Here is a 21,242-nt window from a genome sequence, read left to right as displayed (position 1 = left end):
CAATGCAAGGCCTACCACTCGTTCAAGTGAAAAATGTCAGTAAAAGCTTTGCCGGTGTGCGGGCCTTAAATGACGTCTCATTCAGTATTTATCCAAGTGAGCGTCTGACTCTGGTCGGGGAAAATGGTTCAGGGAAGTCCACCATCATCAAAATCATCGCGGGAGTTCAACCGTGTGATGAGGGGGAAATTCTGATCGCGGGGCATGATTACCCCGCGTTATCCCCTAAAGAAGCGATCAGCGCAGGTATCCAAGTGATTTACCAAGATTTCTCCCTTTTTCCTAATCTCACCGTGGCAGAAAACCTCGCGTTTAATGCTCATGTGGCATCCGGTGATTGGCGGATGGATTGGAAACAAACGGAACAGATTGCCAAACAAGCGTTAGAGCGGATCGGGGTGGAAATCCCACTTGATGAGTTAGCGGGTAACCTTTCCGCAGCGGATCGTCAATTGATTGCGATAGCCAAAGCTCTGCTCAAAAACACGTCATTGATCATCATGGATGAACCCACTACAGCACTGACCAAAAAAGAAGTGAAAAACCTTTTGTGGATCATCGATGAGTTGAAAGCCCAAGGTATTTCTACCGTGTTTGTGAGCCACAAAATGGAAGAGGTGTTAACGGTATCGGATCGAGTTGTTGTTCTGCGTAACGGCGAATTGATTATGGAAAAATCGATCGATGAATTGGATCGTCAAGCCATTGTAGAAGCCATGTCCGGTGTTCGCCTCGAAGAGACCAAAGCGCAAGCGAAACCAAAAACCGGTGTGCCAGCACTCTCAGTGCAAGGTTTATCGCTGCCCCCAGCTTTAGTGGATGCTAGCTTTGATCTCTATCCTGGGCAGGTGTTGGGTATCACGGGCTTGCTTGGATCTGGGCGTGCTGAATTGGCTCGAGCCCTAATGGGAATTACTCCTGCCAGTGCGGGAACACTCCGCATCGAAGGCCTGCCGGTTAGCATTCGAAGCGTGGCAGAGGCTTTGCAGCACCGTATCGCGTTAGTACCGGAAGATCGCCTATCTGAAGGCTTATTCATCGATAGTTCGATTGGTTTCAACATGATGTGCCGAGTTTTGCAGGACTTTGAATCAGATCAGAAGTTACTGAATTGGGGGGCTCTGAAACAGAAAGCGCAAGAGTGGGTTGCGACATTAAAAGTCAAAACGACAGATTGCCAACTGCCCGTCAGTTCACTCTCTGGCGGTAATCAGCAAAAAGTGGTGTTAGCCAAATGGTTGGCTTTTAACCCCCGCATTTTGATTCTGGTCGGCCCAACGGTGGGAGTCGATATTCGCGCCAAAATGGAAATCATCGATAAGATTCATCAATTGGCCGAACAAGGGCTGAGTGTCATCGTGATTACGGATGATATTCCTGAGCTGCTGCAAGTTTCCAATGCCGTGATGGTCATGACCAAAGGCCACTCATCGGAAGTCGTATCGATTGATGATGTGGATGAACAGTGGGTTATCCGTCAGCTTGCTTTTGATGGAGAAGAAGCATGAAAGCATTTTTAAAATCACATGAGTTCATCATTCTGTCGGCCATTGTGCTGTACAGCGCTATGGTTGCAATGATTAATCCGGGAGCTTTTTTTACCTTCTCGACCCTATTTGACCTTTTGAAAGGTGCCTCCATTCACGGCATTTTGGCCTTGGGAGTGCTGCTTGTGATCTTGACGGGGGGCGTCGATCTCTCATTCCCTGCGGTGGGGGCTTTTTCGAGCTATGTAGCGATTTTGCTTTTTAAATCGATGGGTTGGTCATCTTTAGTGGGGATCTTTGCTGTCGCGATCGGCATTTTGCTCGGCATGCTCAATGGGCTGTTGGTACACAAGCTGCGCGCGCCAGCTATGATTGTGACGTTGGGCACTTCCAGTGTGATTTACGGTACGTTGCTGTTTGCTTTTGGCAGTACCGTGATCTTCTCTCTTCCCGCTGCGTTACGGAAATTCTCTAATGCGGCAGTCGTCTCTGCAGAATCGCTTGCGGGTACCACCTCGCTGCATCCCGTTGTGCTGATCTGGTTAACTCTAGCGGCGCTGTGCTTCTTCTTTCTCACTTACACTTTACGCGGGCGCTTTTTGTATGCAGCCGGCGGCAACTACAGCGTATGTGAACGAGCAGGCATCTCTATGCGTGGGCTGCAAATCATGGTGTTCTCCGCTGTCGGAGCATTATCCGCGATTGCGGCGGTGGCTTTTAGCGGTCTGTATCGAATGTCATCCCCAATTACCTTTCTGGGTGAAGAGTTAGACGTCATTGCAGCGGTTGTTCTCGGAGGTACTTCAATCATGGGTGGGCGCGGAACCGTATTGGGAACATTACTCGGGGTTTTACTGATCACGCTGATGAAAAACAGCTTAATTTTGATTGGTATCCCTTCTGAATGGCAGAAGTTTATGGTGGGTGTGCTCCTGTTGATCGGGGTGACTGGCCCAATACTCCACGAACGCTACAAACGAAACCGTGCGGTGAAAGCGGATGCGAAAAAAGCATCACTGACTTTGCACATGGAGGAAAGATAATGTTTGGACGATTTTTATCAGATCACGGCATGCTGAGTCGCCCTCAAGAACGCCTGCATGTGCGCATTCTTGCTATCGCGATTGCCATTGTGTTGGTGGTGTTACTGGCGGTGCAAGGTAGCCAATTTCTATCCGTCACCAACTTCCAGTCTATGGCATTTCAAAGCGCGGAGCTGGGTTTGCTTACCCTTGCCATGACCTTAGCCATTCTATTGGCAGGGATTGATCTCTCGATTCTTGCGATTGCCAATCTCTCCGCTATCGCGGTGGCCAGTTACTTGAAAAGTGTGGATGCCGCTGCGTTTGGGTTACTCGACTTCGGCATCGCCGCCATGATTGCGATTGTAGTTGGGGTCGTGTGTGGTGCAATCAACGGATTACTGATTGGATTTTTCTCCGTTCCGGCGATCTTAGCCACGCTAGCCACAATGACGCTCTATGGTGGATTCGCGATTGGTTTTACCGGCGGTTCCGCCATCTCAGCAATGCCCGAAGGGTTTGCTGTACTCGGTAATGGCACTCTTTTGGGGGTACCGGTGCCGCTGTTGATTTTCTTACTGTTTGGCTTTGTCTTATGGCTAATTTTGGAGAAAACCATCTTTGGCACAGAGATGTATTGTGTAGGCAGTAACCCAAAGGCTTCACTGTACAGCGGTATTGATATTCGTTGGGTCTATTTTAAAACCCACACGCTTATTGGCGTCATAGCAGCGATTGCCGGTTTAGTCATCTTATCTCGCACGAATTCTGCCAACCCTGATTATGGTTCGTCTTACATCCTGAGTACCATTTTGATTGTGGCCCTCGGTGGGATCTCCGTATTGGGAGGAAAAGGCAAAATTTCAGGGGTGATACTGGCCATAGCACTGCTGCAACTTTTCTCCACAGGCTTGAACATGATGCTGTACAAAACCAGTGGCAGTAATTTTCTTAAAGACGTGATTTGGGGGCTGTTATTGCTCTTTGTGATCAGTGTGATGCACTTTTTTCAACGACAAGGACGAAAATAATGAAAGATAAAAGAATCAATGAATTAGCAACATTACTGGTTCACCATTCTCTGGCCATTCAACCGGGTGAGAAAGTGATGATTGCGGCAATGGAAGAGTGCAGCATCCCTTTTGCAAAAGCGCTGAATCGCGAAATTGTGAAAGTGGGTGGCAATGTGCAAGTGCAATTTCTTAGTGAAGAGATGCGCCATGATTTGATGAAATACGGCTCGTCTGAGCAGATGGCGTGGATCCCTGAAATTGAGCGCTACGGCATGGAATGGGCGGATGTGTATATCGCTCTACGAGGTGCTTCAAACCTCTATATGCATTGGGATATAGCTCCAGAACATAAAGCGATTAGCCAGAAAACGCAGGGGATCATCTCAACCGATCGTTGGATGAAAACTCGCTGGTGCTTGCTACGTATTCCTAACCTGAATATGGCGCATCAAGCCAAGATGGATGAAGAAACGTTAACGGAACAGTTTTTTAACGCCTGTTTGCTCGATTGGGATAGCTATACTGCACATTGGCAGTGGTTGTGTGATCAGCTAGAGCAAGGTAGCGAAATTCGTATCGTTGCGAAAGGAACGGATTTGAGCTTCTCAACCAAGGGACGCAAATGGGTGGTGTTTGATGGACGAGCCAATATGCCGGATGGTGAAATTGCTACTGCTCCACTTACCGAAACCATCAACGGCTATATGTCGTTTGAAACTCCGGGCGTGTTAGGTGGACAGCTGATTGAAAACATCTACCTCGAATGGGCTGATGGCAAGTTGGTAAAAGCGGATGCCACATCGAACCTTGATTATTTGCAGAAGATCCTTGCCACCGATGAAGGTGCAGGGTTGATTGGGGAATTTGCTTTCGGACTTAATCCAGAAATGAAGTTTTTTACCAATGACATTTTGATCGATGAAAAAATTGGTGGCAGCTTACATATCGCCCTTGGCCGAGCCTATCCGCAATGCGGCGGAACCAATATGTCCTCGATTCACTGGGATATCATTAAAGATACTCGAGAAGAGGGAGAAGTGTATTTGGATGGCAACGTGGTCGTTTCCCATGACATTGCCCACTCACTGAGCATCCCACACGATGGATGGGCAGAGCACGATGCGAAGCAGGTTTGGTGGGGGGAGTTTGTTGAGATTTGCCAAGCCTTACTGCGCAAATCAGGCATCGCACCTGCGCAAATCAAAGCAGTAGGTCATAGTGCGATGTCTCCCTGCATCCTGTGCGCGGATGAGCAAGGCGAGCCCTTACACCCCGCGATTTTGTATGGCATAGATACCCGTGCGGTCGAGCAGCAGCACAGTATTGAGCTGCAGTTTGGTCAAGCGGCGATTTATCAACTCAGTGGTGTAACACTCTCCGCACAATCGGTCACACCGAAGCTGCGTTGGATTCAAGAGCACTTACCGAAGGTGTGGCAAAAGGCACACTTTCTCTTCTCAGCTTCTGGCTATCTAACTTATCAATTAACGGGGCAGTATTGCCTCAATTACTACGATGCAATTGGTTACCCCGGTCTGTATGACGTACAAAACCGCGCGTGGTCGGCACAATTTCGCCGTGATTTAATTGGAGATAAAGCGCTACCTCACTTGCTTTGGGCGAGTGAGTTTGCAGGGCAGATCACCGCGCAAGCGGCTCAGTTAACCGGCTTAAAAGAAGGTACGCCAGTATTACCTGGTTGCGCGGATGCCGCCTCTGAAGCATTGGCCGCTGGGGTGAAAGCGGTTGGTGACACCATGATGATGTATGGCAGTTCTACCTTTTTCATTAGCCGAACCGAGCGCTTACCGCACTCGCCCGTTTTTTGGGGAAACCACTTTTTGGAGCCAGAAACCTATGTGATTTCAGGCGGGACGGCGACCTGCGGCAGCTTGATTACATGGTATCTAAAACAATTTGGTACGGAGGCTTGTCGTATTGGCGTTGACACTCAGCAAAATCCATATGCCGTTTTAATGCAAGAGTTCTCGATGTCGGCACCGGGAGCGAACGGGCTTATTTGCCTACCATACTTTTCAGGTGAGCGAACGCCAGTATTGGATAACCGAGCACAAGGAATGTTGATGGGGCTATCGCTTCATCATACCCATGCCGATGTTTATCGCTCAGTGTTAGAAGGGATTGCGATGAGTTTGAGGCACAATTTGGATGCATTAGATCAGGAAGGGTTCACCATTGCGAAACTCTATGGGGTGGGAGGAGGAACGCACAATCCTTATTTAATGCAGGCGGTGAGTGATATTGCACAGAAAGAGCAGCAAGTACCACAAGTGGATTTCGGCGCGTGTTACGGAGACTGCTTGATGGCGGCAAAAGCGGCAGGTCAATTTGCTTCATTAGATGAAGCGGTGAGTACGTGGGTGACTCACGCACAGCACTACACACCGCAGGATCTGACGAAAATCTACGACCCGTTATATGCGCTATACCGAGATCTTTATACGCATACCAAACCCTTTATGCACCAACTTCACCAGTTAAAGGGGTGATCTATGCAGGCAACTCAGCGGCGGCAACAAATCCTGCGTTACGTTTGGCAGCACGGAGAAATTCTCACCAATCAAGCCATTGAACTCTTTGGCTTTTCCGCGCCAACCGTGCGGCGAGATTTTCTCAAATTAGTCCAATCGCACCCGTCTATTCACAGAACTCATGGCGGTATTCGATTTAATCAGCAAAAAACCGATTTGGAATTTGAATTCGACATTAAACAGCAGTTACAAACGACCGCGAAGCAGGAGATCGCGGCCAAAGCAATCTTGCAGATTGAACCCAATGATTGCCTGTTTCTTGATTCCGGTTCAACCTGTTATGAACTGGCTAAGTATTTGAAAGAAATGGAAGTAACCGTTATCACAACGGACTTAAATATCGCTCACTTGTTGGCGGGCACCTCGAAAGTAGAGGTTTATGTGGTGGGGGGGAAAGTGCGCAACGGCTTCTTTTCGATCGGTGACAGCATGGCGGTAGAGTCGCTACGCCAGTTCTCTGCCCCGAAGGCATTTATGTCTTGCGATGCCATTTCACTCGATGCTGGCATTACCAACTCTTCCATGTTTGAGGTTGGGGTGAAAAAGAACGTGATCCAACAGTGTCAGGCTGTATACATGTTGGCAGATGACAGCAAATTTGAACGGATAGAACCTTACGCTGTCGCAGCGCTATCGGTAATTTCATACCTTATCACCAACAGTGAGCTTGATAGCCGCTTAAAAAATCAATACCTAGCGCGTGGTATCCAGATGATCTGAGTGCTTTTTTTCCTCAAACCGCAGAGTGTATCGACAAATTCCATACTCACAGAGTGACATAAGCCTGAATTTGCAGGCCACAACATTCAGCAATTCGCTTTCTTCTTATACACTGAATTCATGGATATTCTGTACCGTAAAAGTTGAAGCGTTATGTGGAAAGAAATACTCGAATTCACGTCAGATAGGCAGCAAGTGATCGCGAAATTGGGAGCAAAAACCGCCCCAAAAGAGCTGAATCACAGTGAACTGCCTGCGGTGTTGGCACAAATTGGAGCCGCAAAACTGTTCATCTTGGAAGAGAATGTCACCCGTTTTATCAATAGTGTGAAAGAAGGTAAACGTGCAGCCTTTGACGGCGTCCCCATTGCTGAAGTGCGTAATGCAACAGTGACCATTGAGCTAGGCGAGAAAGAAATGCTCGCCAGTATGATTGTGACTGGGGCATACGGTGGCCGAGGTTTACGTGGTAATGAACTGGTTCATGCTTTAGCGCAAGCGAGTGTGCTAAAAGGCATCAACAAGTTGGCGTTAAAAAAAGTGCTACTGGTGAGCAATCAGTTAAAACCGGGCGAAGTGTTCACTCAGCCTGTAGCGCGAGGTAAAGATCCGATCCAAGGGAAAGACACCCATTTTGTACCCTTGGTTGACGATGTATCCAAACGCGTGTTGCGCCCGCAAAAAAAAGTGGGCGAGAACAAACTTGATATGCGCAATCTAGGAGAAACCATCACGGTCGGCGAAAATGATCCCGTGATGCGTCGTATCCCCGCGACCAAAGGCGAAATGGGCTATACCGTGCAAGGTAAACCCATTCCGCCTAAACCAGGTAAAGAATCTGCTCTCGTAGCGGGCAAAGGCACACATATCTCTCCGAATGATCCCAATTTATTGCTCGCCTCTCAGGCGGGTATGCCTCTGATAAAAAAGAACACTATTGAAGTCGATAGTGCGCTTTGTTTGAACCATGTCAGTGTGGCAACAGGGCACATTCGTTTTAAAGGAAATGTTGTGATCGCGGGAGATATAGAACCAGGGATGATTGTGCGCGCTACGGGGTCGATTACCGTTGGGGGGTTTATTGAATCGGCAAACGTACAAGCGCAGGGTGATATCGAGGTAGGTAAAGGGATCATCGGCTACACCGTTTCTGATAATGAAGAATTGGGTTGTGTGGTGAAGTCGGGGGGCAATATTCGTGCAAACTACGCTCAGAATGCTGAACTACAAGCGGCGGATTCCATTTACCTTGCGGTACATAGCATGGGAAATGCAATCCGTTGTGGGAATGATCTCTTGGTGCTTGATAGTAAGCAGACTCAAGGTACGCTCAGTGCTGGCACGGCCAAAGTCGGGGGAAAAATTATCTGCTTTAATCTCGGTGTAGAAGGTGATACTGCGACACACGTTGAGGCCTTTGCGCGCTACCAAAGTTACAAAGAGCGGATCAATAAACATAAAGATCTCTACAAGCAAGCGCAGGATACGATGATGGAACTGATCCGGCGCGAAATTGAATTTAAAAAACGCCCCAAAGCTGAGCGAAACGAAGAAGAATCCCAAGCGATCGATAAAGCTAAAGTTGAAGCCAATGAGCAGATGGAGAAAATCAAATTAGCGCTCGATATGCTAAGTGAAGAGTTTGAAGTGCAATTAGCGGAAAATACGGTGGAAGCGAAGAACAAAGTGTTTACCCATGTCACGATTCAATTTGGTGATGAACGGGTACTCACTAAGCGTGCTCACGGGGCTTCCATTTTTGCCTTCAACCAATATGAGATTCAATTATCCTCAATGTTGGAAGCCGAAGATATTGGGATTTGATCTCGTGGTTTAACCAGATCAACAAAGGGAACCCTAGGTTCCCTTTGTTTTATCGCTATCAGCTTTTTGGCCGCAGTTTGGCCGCAGTGCTATTGCACAGCGCGTACATTCCCCTGACGGAGGTCGTTTAACACTTCGTGTTTCGGACCATCTGCAATGACGCAGCCTTTTTCCATCACAATGACGCGATCCACCACATCCAACATAGAGGTCTTGTGGGTGATTAAAATCAGCGTTTCGCTAGGTTTGAGTTGGCTCAATTGCTGTTTAATGTGCATTTCTGAGCGGTTATCCATCGCGCTGGTTGGTTCATCCATCAACAATACGGGAGGACGTCCTAATAGAGCGCGCGCAATACTAACCGACTGGCGCTGACCACCAGAGAGCAGCATGCCGCCTTCACCGACCTGACGTTCCAATCCGGCTGGATCTTGCTGAGTAAAAGCGGTCACTCCTGCTCGGTTAGCGGCATCCATCACTTCACGATCATCGGCCAGTGGTCGGCCCAGTGTAATGTTGTCACGAATCGAGCCGTAAAATAGCACACTGTCTTGTGGCACACAGCCTATGTTGCGGCGAATATCAATATGGTGTAGTTGTGAGATGTCCGTATCGTCAATGCGCACGTAGCCTTCCGTGGGCTTATAAAGCCCCATGATCAGGCGTTCTAACGTGGTTTTCCCTGAGCCGATCCGACCGATGATTGCCACTTTTTCCCCAGGGTTAATCGTCAGGCTGAGGTCACGAACCGAGGCGATTGGAGAATTAGGGTAGTGGAAGGTCACGCGATCCAGTTCAATTTTGCCTTGAATAATAGGGCGGTGGATATAGCGCTTGCCTTCTTCCTGCTCATCGGGCATCGACATCACTTGCTCTATGATGGTCATAGAGGACTTCGCTTGGTTATAACGTGTGGAGAGCAGGGAGAGTTGTACTAAAGGTCCAATCGCGCGGCCACTGAGCATGGTGGCAGCAATCAATCCCCCCATGGTCAAATCCCCATTCGAAATCAAATACACACCGACGATGATCATGCCGATGTTGGCCGCTTGTTGAACGAATCCTGCGGTATTTTGAATGCTATCGGTAATTCGGCGGCTGGTGATGTTCCAGTTAGCCATATGGGCTACCGCTTCTTCCCAACGATATTGGAACTGCCCTTGGGCACCAAATAGCTTGACGGTTTCTAAGCCATATAAGCTTTCGATCAAATTCGCGTATTTCTGAGAGGCAAGCCTTGAACCTTCTTCGATGGCACGTCTGAGTCGGCCTTGGATCATGACTGAATAGATCACTAAGATCAGCACGCCGATAATGGGAACCCAAACTAGATGCCCAGCCATTAACCAGATCAACACTAAAAATAGCAGGGCAAATGGCAGATCAATCAGCGCAGAGATGGTAGCGGAAGTGAAAAATTCGCGAATGGATTCAAATTCTTGTAAGTGACGTGCAAAAGCACCCACAGAAGGTGGGCGAGCTTCCATCCGAATGCCCATGACTTTGCTAAACAGTTTTGAAGAGATCAGGATGTCCGATTTTTTGCCTGCCACATCGATAAAGTAGTTGCGCAGCATTTTGAACATGAAGTCGAACAAAAAGATCACCAAGATACCGCTTGAAAGCACCCATAAGGTTTCAAACGCGAGGTTAGGCACGACTTTGTCATACACAATTCGCGAAAACATCGGTGCGGCAATGGCAAACATGTTGATCAAAAGTGAAGCAATCAAGACATCTCGATAAATGTGTTTAGATTTAAAAATAGTGCCCCAAAACCAGTGGCCATCTTTTGGCTTAAGCACTTCAGGTGAGCGTTCATCGAAGCGAAACTGTTTTTTGACCATAAAGTAACGGCCAATGTACAGTGCTTCCAAATCATCGAGTGGGTAGGCAACAGGTACCATTCCCGATTCTGCCGTGACAATTTCTGCTTCTTTGGACTCTGCATTAATGCTGTTGAGTACGCAGGCTTCCCCCCCTTTGAGTAGCAATACCACCGGAAAGACCAAATGAGGGATTTTGTCTAATGGTGCGCGGTTTTCTTTGGCTACTAGTCCAGCTCTTTCTGCTGAACGAGGAAAAAGAAAAGGCGTCAGCTTGCCATCAGCTAAAGGTAAACCGCTGATCAGAGCTTCAGGAGAATTCGCTAAGCCGTAATAACGGCTTACGTACACCAGCGAATTAAGTAATGTATCTTGCATGCCTGTGGCCTTGGTTACTTATCAACAATGAAGCCTTGGAAAACTTCAATAAAATGTTCAGAGAGAAAATCGAGCTGAGTCTGTGTTTCAACTCGTGAGGCGATGGTCGTAATTCCCAAGTTGTGTGCCGTACGCGAGATAGAGGTCAGAGTAAACTTCTGGCGTTCATCATCCAAGTTATGGGTGAACAGATAATCCAATTTCACGTACTTAGGACGGAACTCGTTAATGTAATCGAGGGATTGGAAGTTACGTCCATAGTTGTCCACGCCAAAATCCGCCCCCGCATTACGCACAGCGTTACAAAAAAGCGCGGTGAAATGGGGTTCGTTGACAAAGCAGCCTTCTGGAATTTCAAAATGCAGCAGATGGGCGACGGAGAGGTGCTTACTTAAGGTTTGGCTGATCCAACGGATAAAGCTAGGTTGAGAAATGCTGTTTTGGGTAATGTTGATCGCCAGTGGTTCCGTTTGCGCACCACTTTCAAGTAGACCGATCACTTGCTCAATCACATACTGATCAAAGAGATGACTCGCATTGAGCTGTTCAAGAGCAAACAAGAATTGGTTTGCGCTATAGCGAACACCGTCTTTTTCAAACGCGGAGAAAACTTCGCGGTGGAAGGTTTTTCCCCAACTGCTATTGGCTGCTTGGAAGCGGAAAGTGAACCAATCGTTATGCATAGCTTCTTCAACCAAGGTTTTCCACTGCTGCTTACCTAAAATCACTTTATCAGTATCACTGCTGATAAAGCCGTAGTTGAGCTCTGGATTGGCTTTGGCTTTGGCGACAGCATTATCTAATATCGAAAGCAGTTGTGTTGTCGTGGATTGGCGTTTATTGCTCACCACACCCAGTGATAGGTTGGCTTTCGCCATACCAGTCGGGTCAGGGTTGATGTCTTCCACACACGTTATAATGCTATCAGCAACGATTTTGAGTTCGCTTTCATCGGTGTTTGGCATGATGATGCCAAACTCATAAGTGGAGATACGCGCAATCGAAATATCTTTTGTGGTAATCGAGTTTTTCAGGCGTTCAGCAAGCTCGCGGACCATGCCATCACCCGCTTCATAGCCTTTATCTTCGTACAGTTCTTTAATGAATTCTGCTTGTAGAATGGCTACACCGCCAATGCCACTTTCTGAAAGCCAGCCACTCAATTGACTCATGTAATACGCTCGATTACCCAGATGAGAAACAGGGTCAAGGTAGGCTCTTTCACGCAGCTGTTGTGCTTCTTTCGCCTGAGCTTTAAATGCTTTTTCTACCTGCTCAGACATTTTGTTGATGCCATCCACCACATAGATCAAATCCTGAGTGTTGGGGCGGGGCAGTGGTTCACCAAATTGATTGTTCGCGACTTGCTCCATTTTATTAACGATCAACTGCAATGGCTTGAGTGAGCGTTTCAGAATAAAGGCAACGGCAAACATACCAATCACTAAAATGGCTACGAAAGCACTACTGAGACGAATCAACGCTTCCCATAGTTGGGCGTAGGCAGGCCCTGGGTGGCTAACGATTTCAACTTCGGCTAATTGCATCCAACCACTGGTGACAACTCGTCGGTCATGAATCGGTTCAAAGAGGTTCAATTGGGTAAACCATTTTGGGACATCATTGGGTTGAATAGGGTAGGAGCGAAGAATTTCGGTACCGTCATCAAGGAAAATCAAACGAACAACCGAGTAGCTGCTGCCATCAAACAGAGCGTTGATCACAGATTCTACCGCGACGTTATCCTTTTTTTCCAAATAGGGCGCTAAAGCCAATCCCACCGTATTGATGGTGTTATTGACCTCAGAGCGTTGTTGTTGCTCAAGACTGTCGCGAGTGGTGTTGAATTGGATGGTAAAAACCGAACCCAACAACAAAATAAACACCGCAATCATCCCTGCGACCAGTTGTTTGTATAGCGTCATAGTGCTTGCCTACTCATCATAGCTAACTAGAGGTTTATTTAATTTTAGAGAGCGCTCTCTGGCTCTTAAATCGTTCCACAAACTCAATCTCGAAGAGTCCCCTGCCAATTGTCCGTTATTGGATTTCATTAGCCACAAATTCTTACCGTTAAAGCTGTAGATGGGTAGTAAGTCTTTGCGTGTTGATGCGGGTTTAATTTGTGGATTGATGTTATCCAAAATCACTGGCTCGGAACTCGGGGTGGAGTAATACGCCAAGACCATATGAAATTGGTTTAATTCAATTGCTTTAACATACACGAGACGGAGTTTTTTATCTGATACACCCAGCTCTAACAGCGAGAAATACTTCGCAATTGTGAAATCTTCACAGTCTCCCGCATTACTACCAAGAAACTCTAATGGGGTGGCCCAATAATCGTTGGAACCCCAAAGATAGATATCATTGACGAAATTGAGCTGGTTAAAAAACGCATTCACTTCTTGTAGCTTCACTTTCTCAGATACGGAAGCCAGCTGCGCCATCTTAAGCCGCCAAGTCTCTACGCGTTTGCCTGCTCGCGGGCCATAGGTTGCCTTTACCGCATTCACCCACTGTTGCTCCTTGGTATTGAGCGCCAGTGAAAGAGAGGAGGCACAAATCGCCAGTGAGAGAACGATCCAACGTTTCATAATCAGGATCATTCCCTGAGCGCATTACTTTGCGCACTCAAGATGGGTTTCAGCAGGTAGTCCAACACGGTTCTTTTGCCGGTGATGATATCGACAGATGTCGTCATCCCTGGAATGATCGGCAAGTTCTTGTCATGGCCTAACGTTGTCTCTTTGGTTCGTACCCTAACGAGATAAAAGCTGTTTCCTTCTTCATCTTGAGTGGTATCTGCGCTGATGTGTTCTAGAGTTCCTTCTAAGCCGCCATAGCGTGTGAAATCATAAGCTGTGAATTTGACAATCGCGGGTAAGTCTGGGCGTAGGAAAGCAATATCTTGTGGAGCAATTTGTGCCTCCACCAGTAACGTGTCCTCGGTTGGAACGATTTCGATGATGTTCATCCCAGGTTGAATAACCCCCCCCACCGTATTCACATAGAGGGTTTTTACTGTGCCTGTAACCGGTGAAACCACGACAGTTCGATTTACTTTGTCTTCTAAGCCAACCGCAGATTCGGTCATGGCTGAGAGTTTGTCTTGTGCTTGGTTTAGCTTATCTTGCTGCTCGGTACGAAACTTTTGCGCGGCGTTAATTCGGCTGAGCATCGCTTCACGCACGGCGGCTTTAAGTACCGGAATTTTTAGCTCTGTTGAAGTTAATTCTCGACGAGTATCGTTAAGTTGACGTTGTAATTTAAGCAGTTCAATTTTCGGGACGACACCTTCATTCGCGAGAGGCTCCGTGATATCTAACTCTTTTTTCGCAAAATCATAGCTTTGGCGTAGGTTAATCACCCTAGCTTCCGCTTCAACTCGATCTTGTTGCTTCTGTTTGATTTGTTGGGAAAGAACCGATAACTGGTTGCGTAGGTTGTCCAAATCTTGTCGATATTGGTCACGTTGTCGCTCAACCAATTCCGGTTGTGAGTCACTCAATACGGGAGGAAACGCAAGCTTGCTGTAATCCAAACGTACGCTGTTCGTCCAATTCTTCTCATCAAAATTTTCATCGATAATGACGCTAGAGATTGAGGCAGAAAGCTGCAGTACGTTGGCTGTTAAGTTCGCCACTTGCTGTTCACGTTCACGAAAATCGGAGCGAAAGCGGGTATCGTCAATCAGGATCAACTGTTGACCTTTTTGAACTTGTTCACCTTCGCGCACCAAAATCTGTTTTACTAGCCCACCTTCGAGGTTTTGGATCACTTGCACTTGAGAGGAAGGGACTACTTTACCTTGTCCGACCGTGACTTTATCTATTTCTGCCCAAGATGCCCAAGCAATGGCCAAAACGAAAAATAGCACCATAGCCCAGAGAATAATGCGTGCGCTATGAGGGGTATTCAGTAACAAAGCGGCGGTTTTATCGTCCACATAGTCCAATTCTTCGGCGGTGAGCTTGTTATAACTGCGATTGCTCATGTGTAATTCCTGTTTAACACCATCCCCATTCTCTTTGAAGTTGCTACGGTGTTAACTTAGCATTCCAAGTCGTTTGGGGTTTTTAGTCGGTTGATTTTATTATGCGAGCCAATAATTGTTAAGGATATGCTATCTAGGGCGAAAGGCCTATTCAGCAATTTAATAAATTACGCATTTTTTAGAAATTGTGATCTTATTTTGTCTGGCTGAACATTCCCTAGCTTGCTTGAGTTATCAGCGCGATAGGCGCACAATCGGTCAAAAATAAGTGAGGAGCAGAAATGGATCTTTCCGATATTCGCCGCGAGTACATTCACGGAGGCCTAAGAAGAAAAGACTTACAGGCCAACCCTATTGATCAGTTTAATTTGTGGCTACAGCAGGCGATTGATGCCAATTTGTCTGATCCGACCGCGATGACGGTAGCGACAGTTGATGAAAATGGGCAGCCTTTTCAAAGAATTGTATTACTGAAAAATGTCGATGATGCAGGGTTTGTGTTTTACACCAACCTAGGTAGCCGTAAAGCGCAGCATATTGCTCATAACAACAAAATTAGCCTGCATTTCCCTTGGCATCCACTTGAGCGCCAAGTGCACATTACTGGTGTGGCAGAAAAGCTCACCGCGATGGAAAACATGAAATATTTCATGTCTCGTCCTAAAGAGAGCCAAATTGCGGCTATTGCCAGTCACCAGAGTAGCCGAATTTCGGCTCGTGGTGTGTTGGAAGGAAAGTATCTTGAGCTGAAACAGAAGTTTGCGAATGGCGAAATCCCAGTACCGAGTTTTTGGGGGGGGTATCGTATCAAGCCGGAAAGCATCGAGTTTTGGCAAGGTGGTGAACACCGACTGCATGATCGCTTCCTTTATTCTCGCGAAGGAAACACTTGGCTAGTAGATCGTCTGGCTCCATAAGTTAAGAGATTGATCTTCTAAACTAAAGCTGCAGCAAGGAGTGCTTGCTGCACTTTAAGTGTCGATAACGCCCTCAGATTTAAGTCACGTGATCGCTTAACACGACTGAAAGCTGTTTCTTGAGTAAGGTTTTGGGTATGACCGAACCAAAACCGTGGTCAAGCGCTAAATCAATCAATTGATCTTTACTCAACGCGCCAAACTTACTGCGCAGCTTTGCTTCATATCCCTCAACCGTTTTTATTGAAATTCCCATCACTCGTGCAATGTGCTGTGGTTTTTTGCCATACAGCAGTAGAAACAGCACTTCTGATTCACGTGCCGTAAGTTTTAATGCCGCGCGATCAGCGGCCGACTTAAAGGGGGTGGTATTGGAGAGCCCTGTTGCACGGCATACCCAATGTCCGACTTCTAGGATGGCGGTATCGGTTAAGTCTTGTCCGAAGAAAATGGTACCTTGAATATTACCTTGCCTGTCCCGCCAAGGGGTTTTGGTAAAAATGTGAGCATGCCAGTGACCATCAGGGTAGGGGTGTATGTCTAATACTTTAACGGAATGCCCCGTTTCAATCACATATCGATCCTGTTGCTGAAAATCGGCAGCACAAGCAGCCGTTGGGCTTGGCATTTCAAAATCGGTACGGCCGATACACTCTTCTTCACTATCGACTCCGATCAGTTGACCATAGGCTTGATTGGCATACACAAATACGGAATTGAGGTCTTTACATCCCCAATAGCCGGGCAGTTGTTTAAATAATGAAATTTGCTCTGATGTCAGATGGTTAGGCACGCCATATCCTCCGCTGAGAATGCGGAAATATGATACCAAGGGCATTGCATCTTGTAAGCTAAACTTATCGACTTTACGACTGTTTGAATGAAAAAAAGCCAGCCTGAAGACGGGCTGGCATAAATACAAGAAACATATCTTGTCGACGTGTAGAAGAGGTTCCATGGATTCAGCGAGGGTCTGCCAAAAACACGGAGGTATCATGTTGATACCAGACATCAGTCATGCAACTCATGTCTTGTTAGCTACTTTACCGAATGGGATACAAACGAAAAAGGGGGGAAATCCCCCCCTTTCTGTATGATTTTTCAAGTGAAAATTATAATTCTCGCAACACTCGAAAACCGACATAGTTAGCCGCAGTGGTTGGTCCGACAAACATTTCGCTATGAGCTTTTGCCATTTCAGGGGAGAAGCTCCAAGCCCCACCTTTGGCTAAACCGCGTGAGTCACCAGTCCATTCCCAAACGTTACCCACCATGTCATAGAAACCGAGGGCATTTGGAGTAAAAGCTTTGACTGGAGAAGTGCTCTTGTTTGACCAAGTCGTACCGCCCCAACCGGTGTTGGCTTTACCTGCTCCAAATTTGCTTCCCCACCAATAGTCGGTCTTACTGCCTGCACGCGCGGCAATTTCCCACTCTTCTTTCGTTGGTAAACGGTATTTGAAACCTGTTTGTTTTGAAAGCCAACGCGCATAAGCTTTAGCATCATTTTGGCTTACACAAACGACCGGTGAATCTTTACCTTGTTTAAATCCTGGGTTGCGCCAATAACTGTCGGAAACAGGTGCCACTTCGGATTCATTGACCGAAATACACAGCTTTTTCAGCTCAGCATCGGTTTGGTAGTTTGAAAGATTGATGAATTTTTCGAATTGCTCAACGGTTACTGGCGTTGCGCTCAGTGCGAAAGCATGATCAAGGTTATACTGCTGTGAAGCATTTTCACTTAATAGATATTCCCCTGGCAAAATCGTAATGACTTCTGGTGCATTTACTTTGCCTTTCACCGAATCAGCAAATTTTTGCCCAGCACGAAGTGGGTTGGCTTTTTCGTGTAAATTGACACGTAACGTCTGATCTGACGTGATATTCACTTCTTGCTGGAATGGGCGAAATCCCTCTTTTTCTATCTGCACTAAGTGTTTACCCACGGGGAGCATGACTTCAACGGGAGTGCTGCCGTAGTTAACTCCATCAACCGTTACGCGATCACCGTGTTGATTCGAACGCAGTGATAGACTAATCCAAGCGATCTCTTGCTGCTGTTGATCTATTTGACCTTCACCTGGCGCAAAACAGTACTGTGAGTCGATGTTAAGCAGCTTACAAGGTGCATTTTCCGCAGGACGAGCTTCAAGTTGAGCATTGACAACGCTTCTAAAACGCATGCCATCATAGAAACCAGAATCCACAATCGCATGTTTTAGTACATGGATGTTCAAGGAGACATTGTTAAGCTGTGGTTTGATCGCATTCGACTCGCTGCTTTCATTGATCAACCAGACTTGGAACTGGTTAACTGCTTTTTGCAAAGCCAGATCGTTGGTCTGTTTGCTACATTGAGCAAAAGTCATATCCGCGTTACACACATTGGTGAAACTCACTTTTTGTTCGCCAGAGCGTTGCAACTCCTCGCGCAATCTGTCCACCCGAGCACGCATCTTATCTTGTTGGAGTAAAGTTATGCTCTGCTCTATGGTCTGCTGCTGAGCTTGGTACTGAGCTAAAACCGTTTGCATCTCTTGCAGCTTTTGTTCGGCATCCAAACGAGCGACTTGGTTCTGTTTCACTTCAGCCCATGCAGCTTGATAAGCATTCTGTGTGGGCTGAATATCCAGATCCGGCTCATCAATCATCTTTTGATAATCACGCTCAAGATTGGTTTTGGCATTTTTCAGCGCAGTATCCAAAGCTTTTGCTTGCTGAGTTAAACGATTTAACTCGGACTGTTGGTTATCAACAGCCGCTTTCTGAAGCTTGGCCGCATCCGTAGCGTTTTTCAGCTCGGTATGTTTGCCAAACAGCGCATCGTCAATGGCAAGAACAGAAGAAGCAATTTCTTCTGCTAGCACTGGTGCTGCCATCAAGCAAGGTGAAAGTGCTATTAATAAAGCGGGAATCCCTTGTCGCATGGTGGTCTACTTCAAGTTAGGAAATTAAGTCTAAGTTATGAGCATTCTAAACGAAAACGCCATTCCGTCAGAAGTCATCTTTCAATAACTTAGTGACAAAATGGCGTTTTATCTACAGCTTTGTGAATTCCAACAAAAAATCGTTGAATTTTTGCGCCGTTAACTGTCTTTGCTTGGTCTGAGTTTTACCCATACCGTATCGTGACCGTTGACGGTAATCACACGATTGTAGGTTTCATACCCTTCTTTCGATACGGTCACTTGATGACGACCTGCGGGTAACACCAGTTCAATCGGAGTACTACCATAGTTGATGCCATTAATGGTCACTGAATCATTGTATTGATCAGAACGTACTGTGACATTAGCCCATTGCTTATCTTGTTTTTTCGGTGCTGGCTGCTCCGCCTCACCTTTCAAGCAGTAACGAGTCTCTACATTCAAGAGTTTACAAGCTGCCACTGCTTCTGGTTTGGCTTGTAACTGAGCTTGTACTTGAGTGAAGTATTCGTTGTTACCTTCAAAACCAGAACGGAGCATCTGGCTCTCTTGAACGTGGATATTGAGCTCAACCCCTTTCAAGTTTTGTTTGGCAATCGCAGATTCGGTTAACTCATTGATCAGCTTTTCTCGAAACGCTTTCACCGCTTTTTGCTTGGTAAGATATTGACCTTGGTTAGCACATTCACCTAAAGTCATTGTCGTTGAACAGGTCGTTTTGAAACTGGTTTCAAGTACATCACTTTCGCGTAGTTCAGCCGCTAAGCGTTTCACCCGAGCATCAATTCTGGCTTCTTCCAAATTGGTCATCTCAGTGTTCAAACGAGCTTGCTTTTGTTTGATCTGCGATAGACGCATTTCAATTTCTGTTACCGCTTGCTCATTCTCTAACTTGAGTGATTGATTACCCTTCAGCGCATTCCACGCCTCTTGGTAACGCTTTTGGAAAGTAACTAGGTCAGTGTCAGGATCTTCAAGAAGACGAGTATACTGTTTGTCCAACTCTGACTTAGCACGATTACGCTTGGCATCTAACTCTTCACTTTCACGTTGTAGTCGGTTTTGCTCATTCTTGAGTTGTTGGAGTTTACCGCTTTCCACCTCGTAGTCGGTGAGAATAGCGTTGATTTCGTTCTGTTTGGTATTCATCTTCTCATCGATAGTCACAACGGGGTCAGCTTGTGTGACCTCCTCTGCGAACACCGATGCAGATATCCATAACGGGGATAGCGCAAGCAATAGCGCTGGGATGCGACGTTTAATCATAGGTCCCTGCAACACATTTACGTTTAGCCACAAAAAGTGGGAAAGACAAACTTTTGACAGCTTTGTAGATAGCTGAATTATTAATGCAAACTTTGTTCCGCTTAGTCAGAAATCATCACAAATCTGAACACTTAGGTGACTGATTTTTTGAACTTTAGATCTAAGCATTTTCATTGTGAGCAGATTCGAGAAATATGCAAGCTGAGTTTTCCGATCTACTTTAACGTTTTTTATATTGAGTACACATTGACCGTAATTTATGTGCACTTGATCATTGTTCCGAGATGAGAATCTAACCCAATTGCAGCCAAGTTTTTGCACCAATATGTGTGTAATTGGTTATTAACATTCGCTAAATGGGAGTGATTTCGTTTTGAGACGATTTGGTATACCATGGCCGCGCAAACACCACCTTGTGAGGTCGACATGGCTCAATCGTCTGCTTTTGATGTAGCCAAAGGTTCCCAAATAGCCAAAGTTTTGTCGCCTAAGCCGGCAGAGCTGATCACTCTACCTTCGCACATGGCTTGCCATGATCATAGTTACACGCAAATTGTGATTGGTTTAAAAGGCCAAGCGGAATTTGAAGTGCGTGGCATCGGCAATATTGTTGGCCCATGGCAGGGGTGTGTCGTGACTTCTGGCTCAGATCACGCGTTTGGTGGAGTAGTCGGACAATCGGATATTCTGGTGTTAAATATGCCTATGCCGAGTGACGATGATCCGCTACTGCTGCGCAAACTCAATGAACTCGCGGTTGGTGACGTTTATTTTCAACTGGATGGTCAGATCCAACGTTTGATTCAAATGCTGGTACAAGAGATGCAAGCCAGTCCTGACGATCTGCTGCTTGGTCGAGCTTGTAACGATACGGTCGTTGCGCTTTTGCAGCGCCACATCAGCGCGCTTGCCAGTGCCCACAAAGAATCCCGTTTTGATATGGAAGTGGTGGATCGTTATATCGAGCAGCACTTGGCGCATCGTATTTCCGTTGCGCAGCTGGCGGGCAGCGTGTTTTTAAGCGAAAGCCAATTCCACGCGCTGTTTAAAGAACAGATGGGGCTCACGCCACATCAATATGTATTGAATAAGCGCGTCGATATGGCGAAAAAGCTGATTGAACAAGGGCGACTCAATTTGGGCCAGATTGCGGAGCTGACGGGGTTCTCCAATCAAAGCACTTTCGCTCATACTTTCTCACGACTGCATGGCATTTCGCCTTCACACTATAAGCGGCGCATTTCTTCTTCGCCCTAATTTTGAGTGATCCTTGAATTTCTCATTTATTGAGTTCGCTTGCTAAGACTCAA

General features: G+C 46.6%; 15 protein-coding genes. 8 read left to right on the top strand and 7 right to left on the bottom strand.

All coding sequences use genetic code 11. The features are described from left to right. Positions 1-2 precede the first annotated feature (2 nt). The 6 genes from VOA_RS09120 to VOA_RS09140 all read left to right on the top strand — a co-directional run bounded on the left by VOA_RS09120 (position 3) and on the right by VOA_RS09140 (position 8,618). Positions 3-1,508, top strand: a complete 1,506-nt coding sequence (locus VOA_RS09120; RefSeq protein ID WP_001161772.1) for a sugar ABC transporter ATP-binding protein — start codon at positions 3-5, stop codon at positions 1,506-1,508. Beyond that, on the top strand, positions 1,505-2,530 hold the full coding sequence (locus VOA_RS09125; protein ID WP_000643159.1) for an ABC transporter permease: 1,026 nt from the start codon (positions 1,505-1,507) through the stop codon (positions 2,528-2,530). Before VOA_RS09120 ends, VOA_RS09125 begins: the two co-directional genes overlap by 4 nt. Next, positions 2,530-3,540 carry an ABC transporter permease gene (locus VOA_RS09130; protein ID WP_000467911.1) on the top strand — a complete coding sequence of 337 codons (1,011 nt, stop codon included), beginning with the start codon at positions 2,530-2,532 and terminating at the stop codon, positions 3,538-3,540. Before VOA_RS09125 ends, VOA_RS09130 begins: the two co-directional genes overlap by 1 nt. After that, positions 3,540-6,032 (top strand): aminopeptidase, encoded by a 2,493-nt coding sequence (locus VOA_RS19145; RefSeq protein WP_000653472.1) that lies wholly within the window; start codon positions 3,540-3,542, stop codon positions 6,030-6,032. Before VOA_RS09130 ends, VOA_RS19145 begins: the two co-directional genes overlap by 1 nt. 3 nt (positions 6,033-6,035) lie before the next feature. Beyond that, positions 6,036-6,794, top strand: coding sequence for a DeoR/GlpR family DNA-binding transcription regulator (locus VOA_RS09135; protein WP_001149043.1), 759 nt, complete (start codon positions 6,036-6,038; stop codon positions 6,792-6,794). A 153-nt stretch (positions 6,795-6,947) separates the two neighbouring features. Beyond that, the gene (locus VOA_RS09140) at positions 6,948-8,618 is read left to right on the top strand and encodes a DUF342 domain-containing protein (protein WP_000265350.1); all 1,671 of its coding nucleotides are present in this window, start codon (positions 6,948-6,950) and stop codon (positions 8,616-8,618) included. Between the two features lie 89 nt (positions 8,619-8,707). Here VOA_RS09140 and VOA_RS09145 read toward each other — a convergent pair whose 3' ends face one another. From VOA_RS09145 to VOA_RS09160, 4 genes are read right to left on the bottom strand one after another with little or no spacing between them, the layout of a single operon-like run. Continuing rightward, complete coding sequence (locus tag VOA_RS09145; RefSeq protein WP_001154362.1) at positions 8,708-10,822, bottom strand: type I secretion system permease/ATPase; 2,115 nt, start codon at positions 10,820-10,822, stop codon at positions 8,708-8,710. 14 nt (positions 10,823-10,836) lie between these two features. Continuing rightward, positions 10,837-12,747 carry a bifunctional diguanylate cyclase/phosphodiesterase gene (locus VOA_RS09150; protein ID WP_000177433.1) on the bottom strand — a complete coding sequence of 637 codons (1,911 nt, stop codon included), beginning with the start codon at positions 12,745-12,747 and terminating at the stop codon, positions 10,837-10,839. Positions 12,748-12,756: 9 nt separating this feature from the next. Then, the gene (locus VOA_RS09155; RefSeq protein WP_009355928.1) at positions 12,757-13,419 is read right to left on the bottom strand and encodes a transglutaminase-like cysteine peptidase; all 663 of its coding nucleotides are present in this window, start codon (positions 13,417-13,419) and stop codon (positions 12,757-12,759) included. 8 nt (positions 13,420-13,427) lie between these two features. Beyond that, positions 13,428-14,819, bottom strand: a complete 1,392-nt coding sequence (locus VOA_RS09160) for an HlyD family type I secretion periplasmic adaptor subunit (protein ID WP_000071259.1) — start codon at positions 14,817-14,819, stop codon at positions 13,428-13,430. A 281-nt stretch (positions 14,820-15,100) separates the two neighbouring features. Between VOA_RS09160 and pdxH the strand changes: the two genes are divergently transcribed. Beyond that, the gene (gene pdxH / locus VOA_RS09165; protein ID WP_000365914.1) at positions 15,101-15,736 is read left to right on the top strand and encodes a pyridoxamine 5'-phosphate oxidase; all 636 of its coding nucleotides are present in this window, start codon (positions 15,101-15,103) and stop codon (positions 15,734-15,736) included. A 79-nt stretch (positions 15,737-15,815) separates the two neighbouring features. Here the strand turns inward: pdxH and VOA_RS09170 are convergent, their stop codons facing one another. From VOA_RS09170 to VOA_RS09180, 3 genes are all read right to left on the bottom strand, one after another. Then, positions 15,816-16,748: a helix-turn-helix transcriptional regulator gene (locus VOA_RS09170; protein WP_198006577.1), complete on the bottom strand. Its 933-nt coding sequence runs from the start codon at positions 16,746-16,748 to the stop codon at positions 15,816-15,818. Positions 16,749-16,848: 100 nt separating this feature from the next. Then, positions 16,849-18,666: an SUMF1/EgtB/PvdO family nonheme iron enzyme gene (locus tag VOA_RS09175; protein ID WP_032468233.1), complete on the bottom strand. Its 1,818-nt coding sequence runs from the start codon at positions 18,664-18,666 to the stop codon at positions 16,849-16,851. Between the two features lie 159 nt (positions 18,667-18,825). Continuing rightward, positions 18,826-19,932: a PEGA domain-containing protein gene (locus VOA_RS09180; protein ID WP_000596053.1), complete on the bottom strand. Its 1,107-nt coding sequence runs from the start codon at positions 19,930-19,932 to the stop codon at positions 18,826-18,828. Positions 19,933-20,325: 393 nt separating this feature from the next. On the opposite strand from VOA_RS09180, the gene VOA_RS09185 reads away from it, so the two are divergent. Continuing rightward, entirely contained in the window at positions 20,326-21,189 is an 864-nt protein-coding gene (locus tag VOA_RS09185; protein ID WP_000741227.1) for an AraC family transcriptional regulator, read from the top strand. The last annotated feature ends 53 nt before the right edge of the window (positions 21,190-21,242 follow it).

Source organism: Vibrio sp. RC586 (genome assembly GCF_000176715.1).
GTDB lineage: Bacteria > Pseudomonadota > Gammaproteobacteria > Enterobacterales > Vibrionaceae > Vibrio.
The sequence above is the reverse complement of the archived record's forward strand: the minus strand, read 5'-3'. Positions and strand labels throughout refer to the sequence as shown.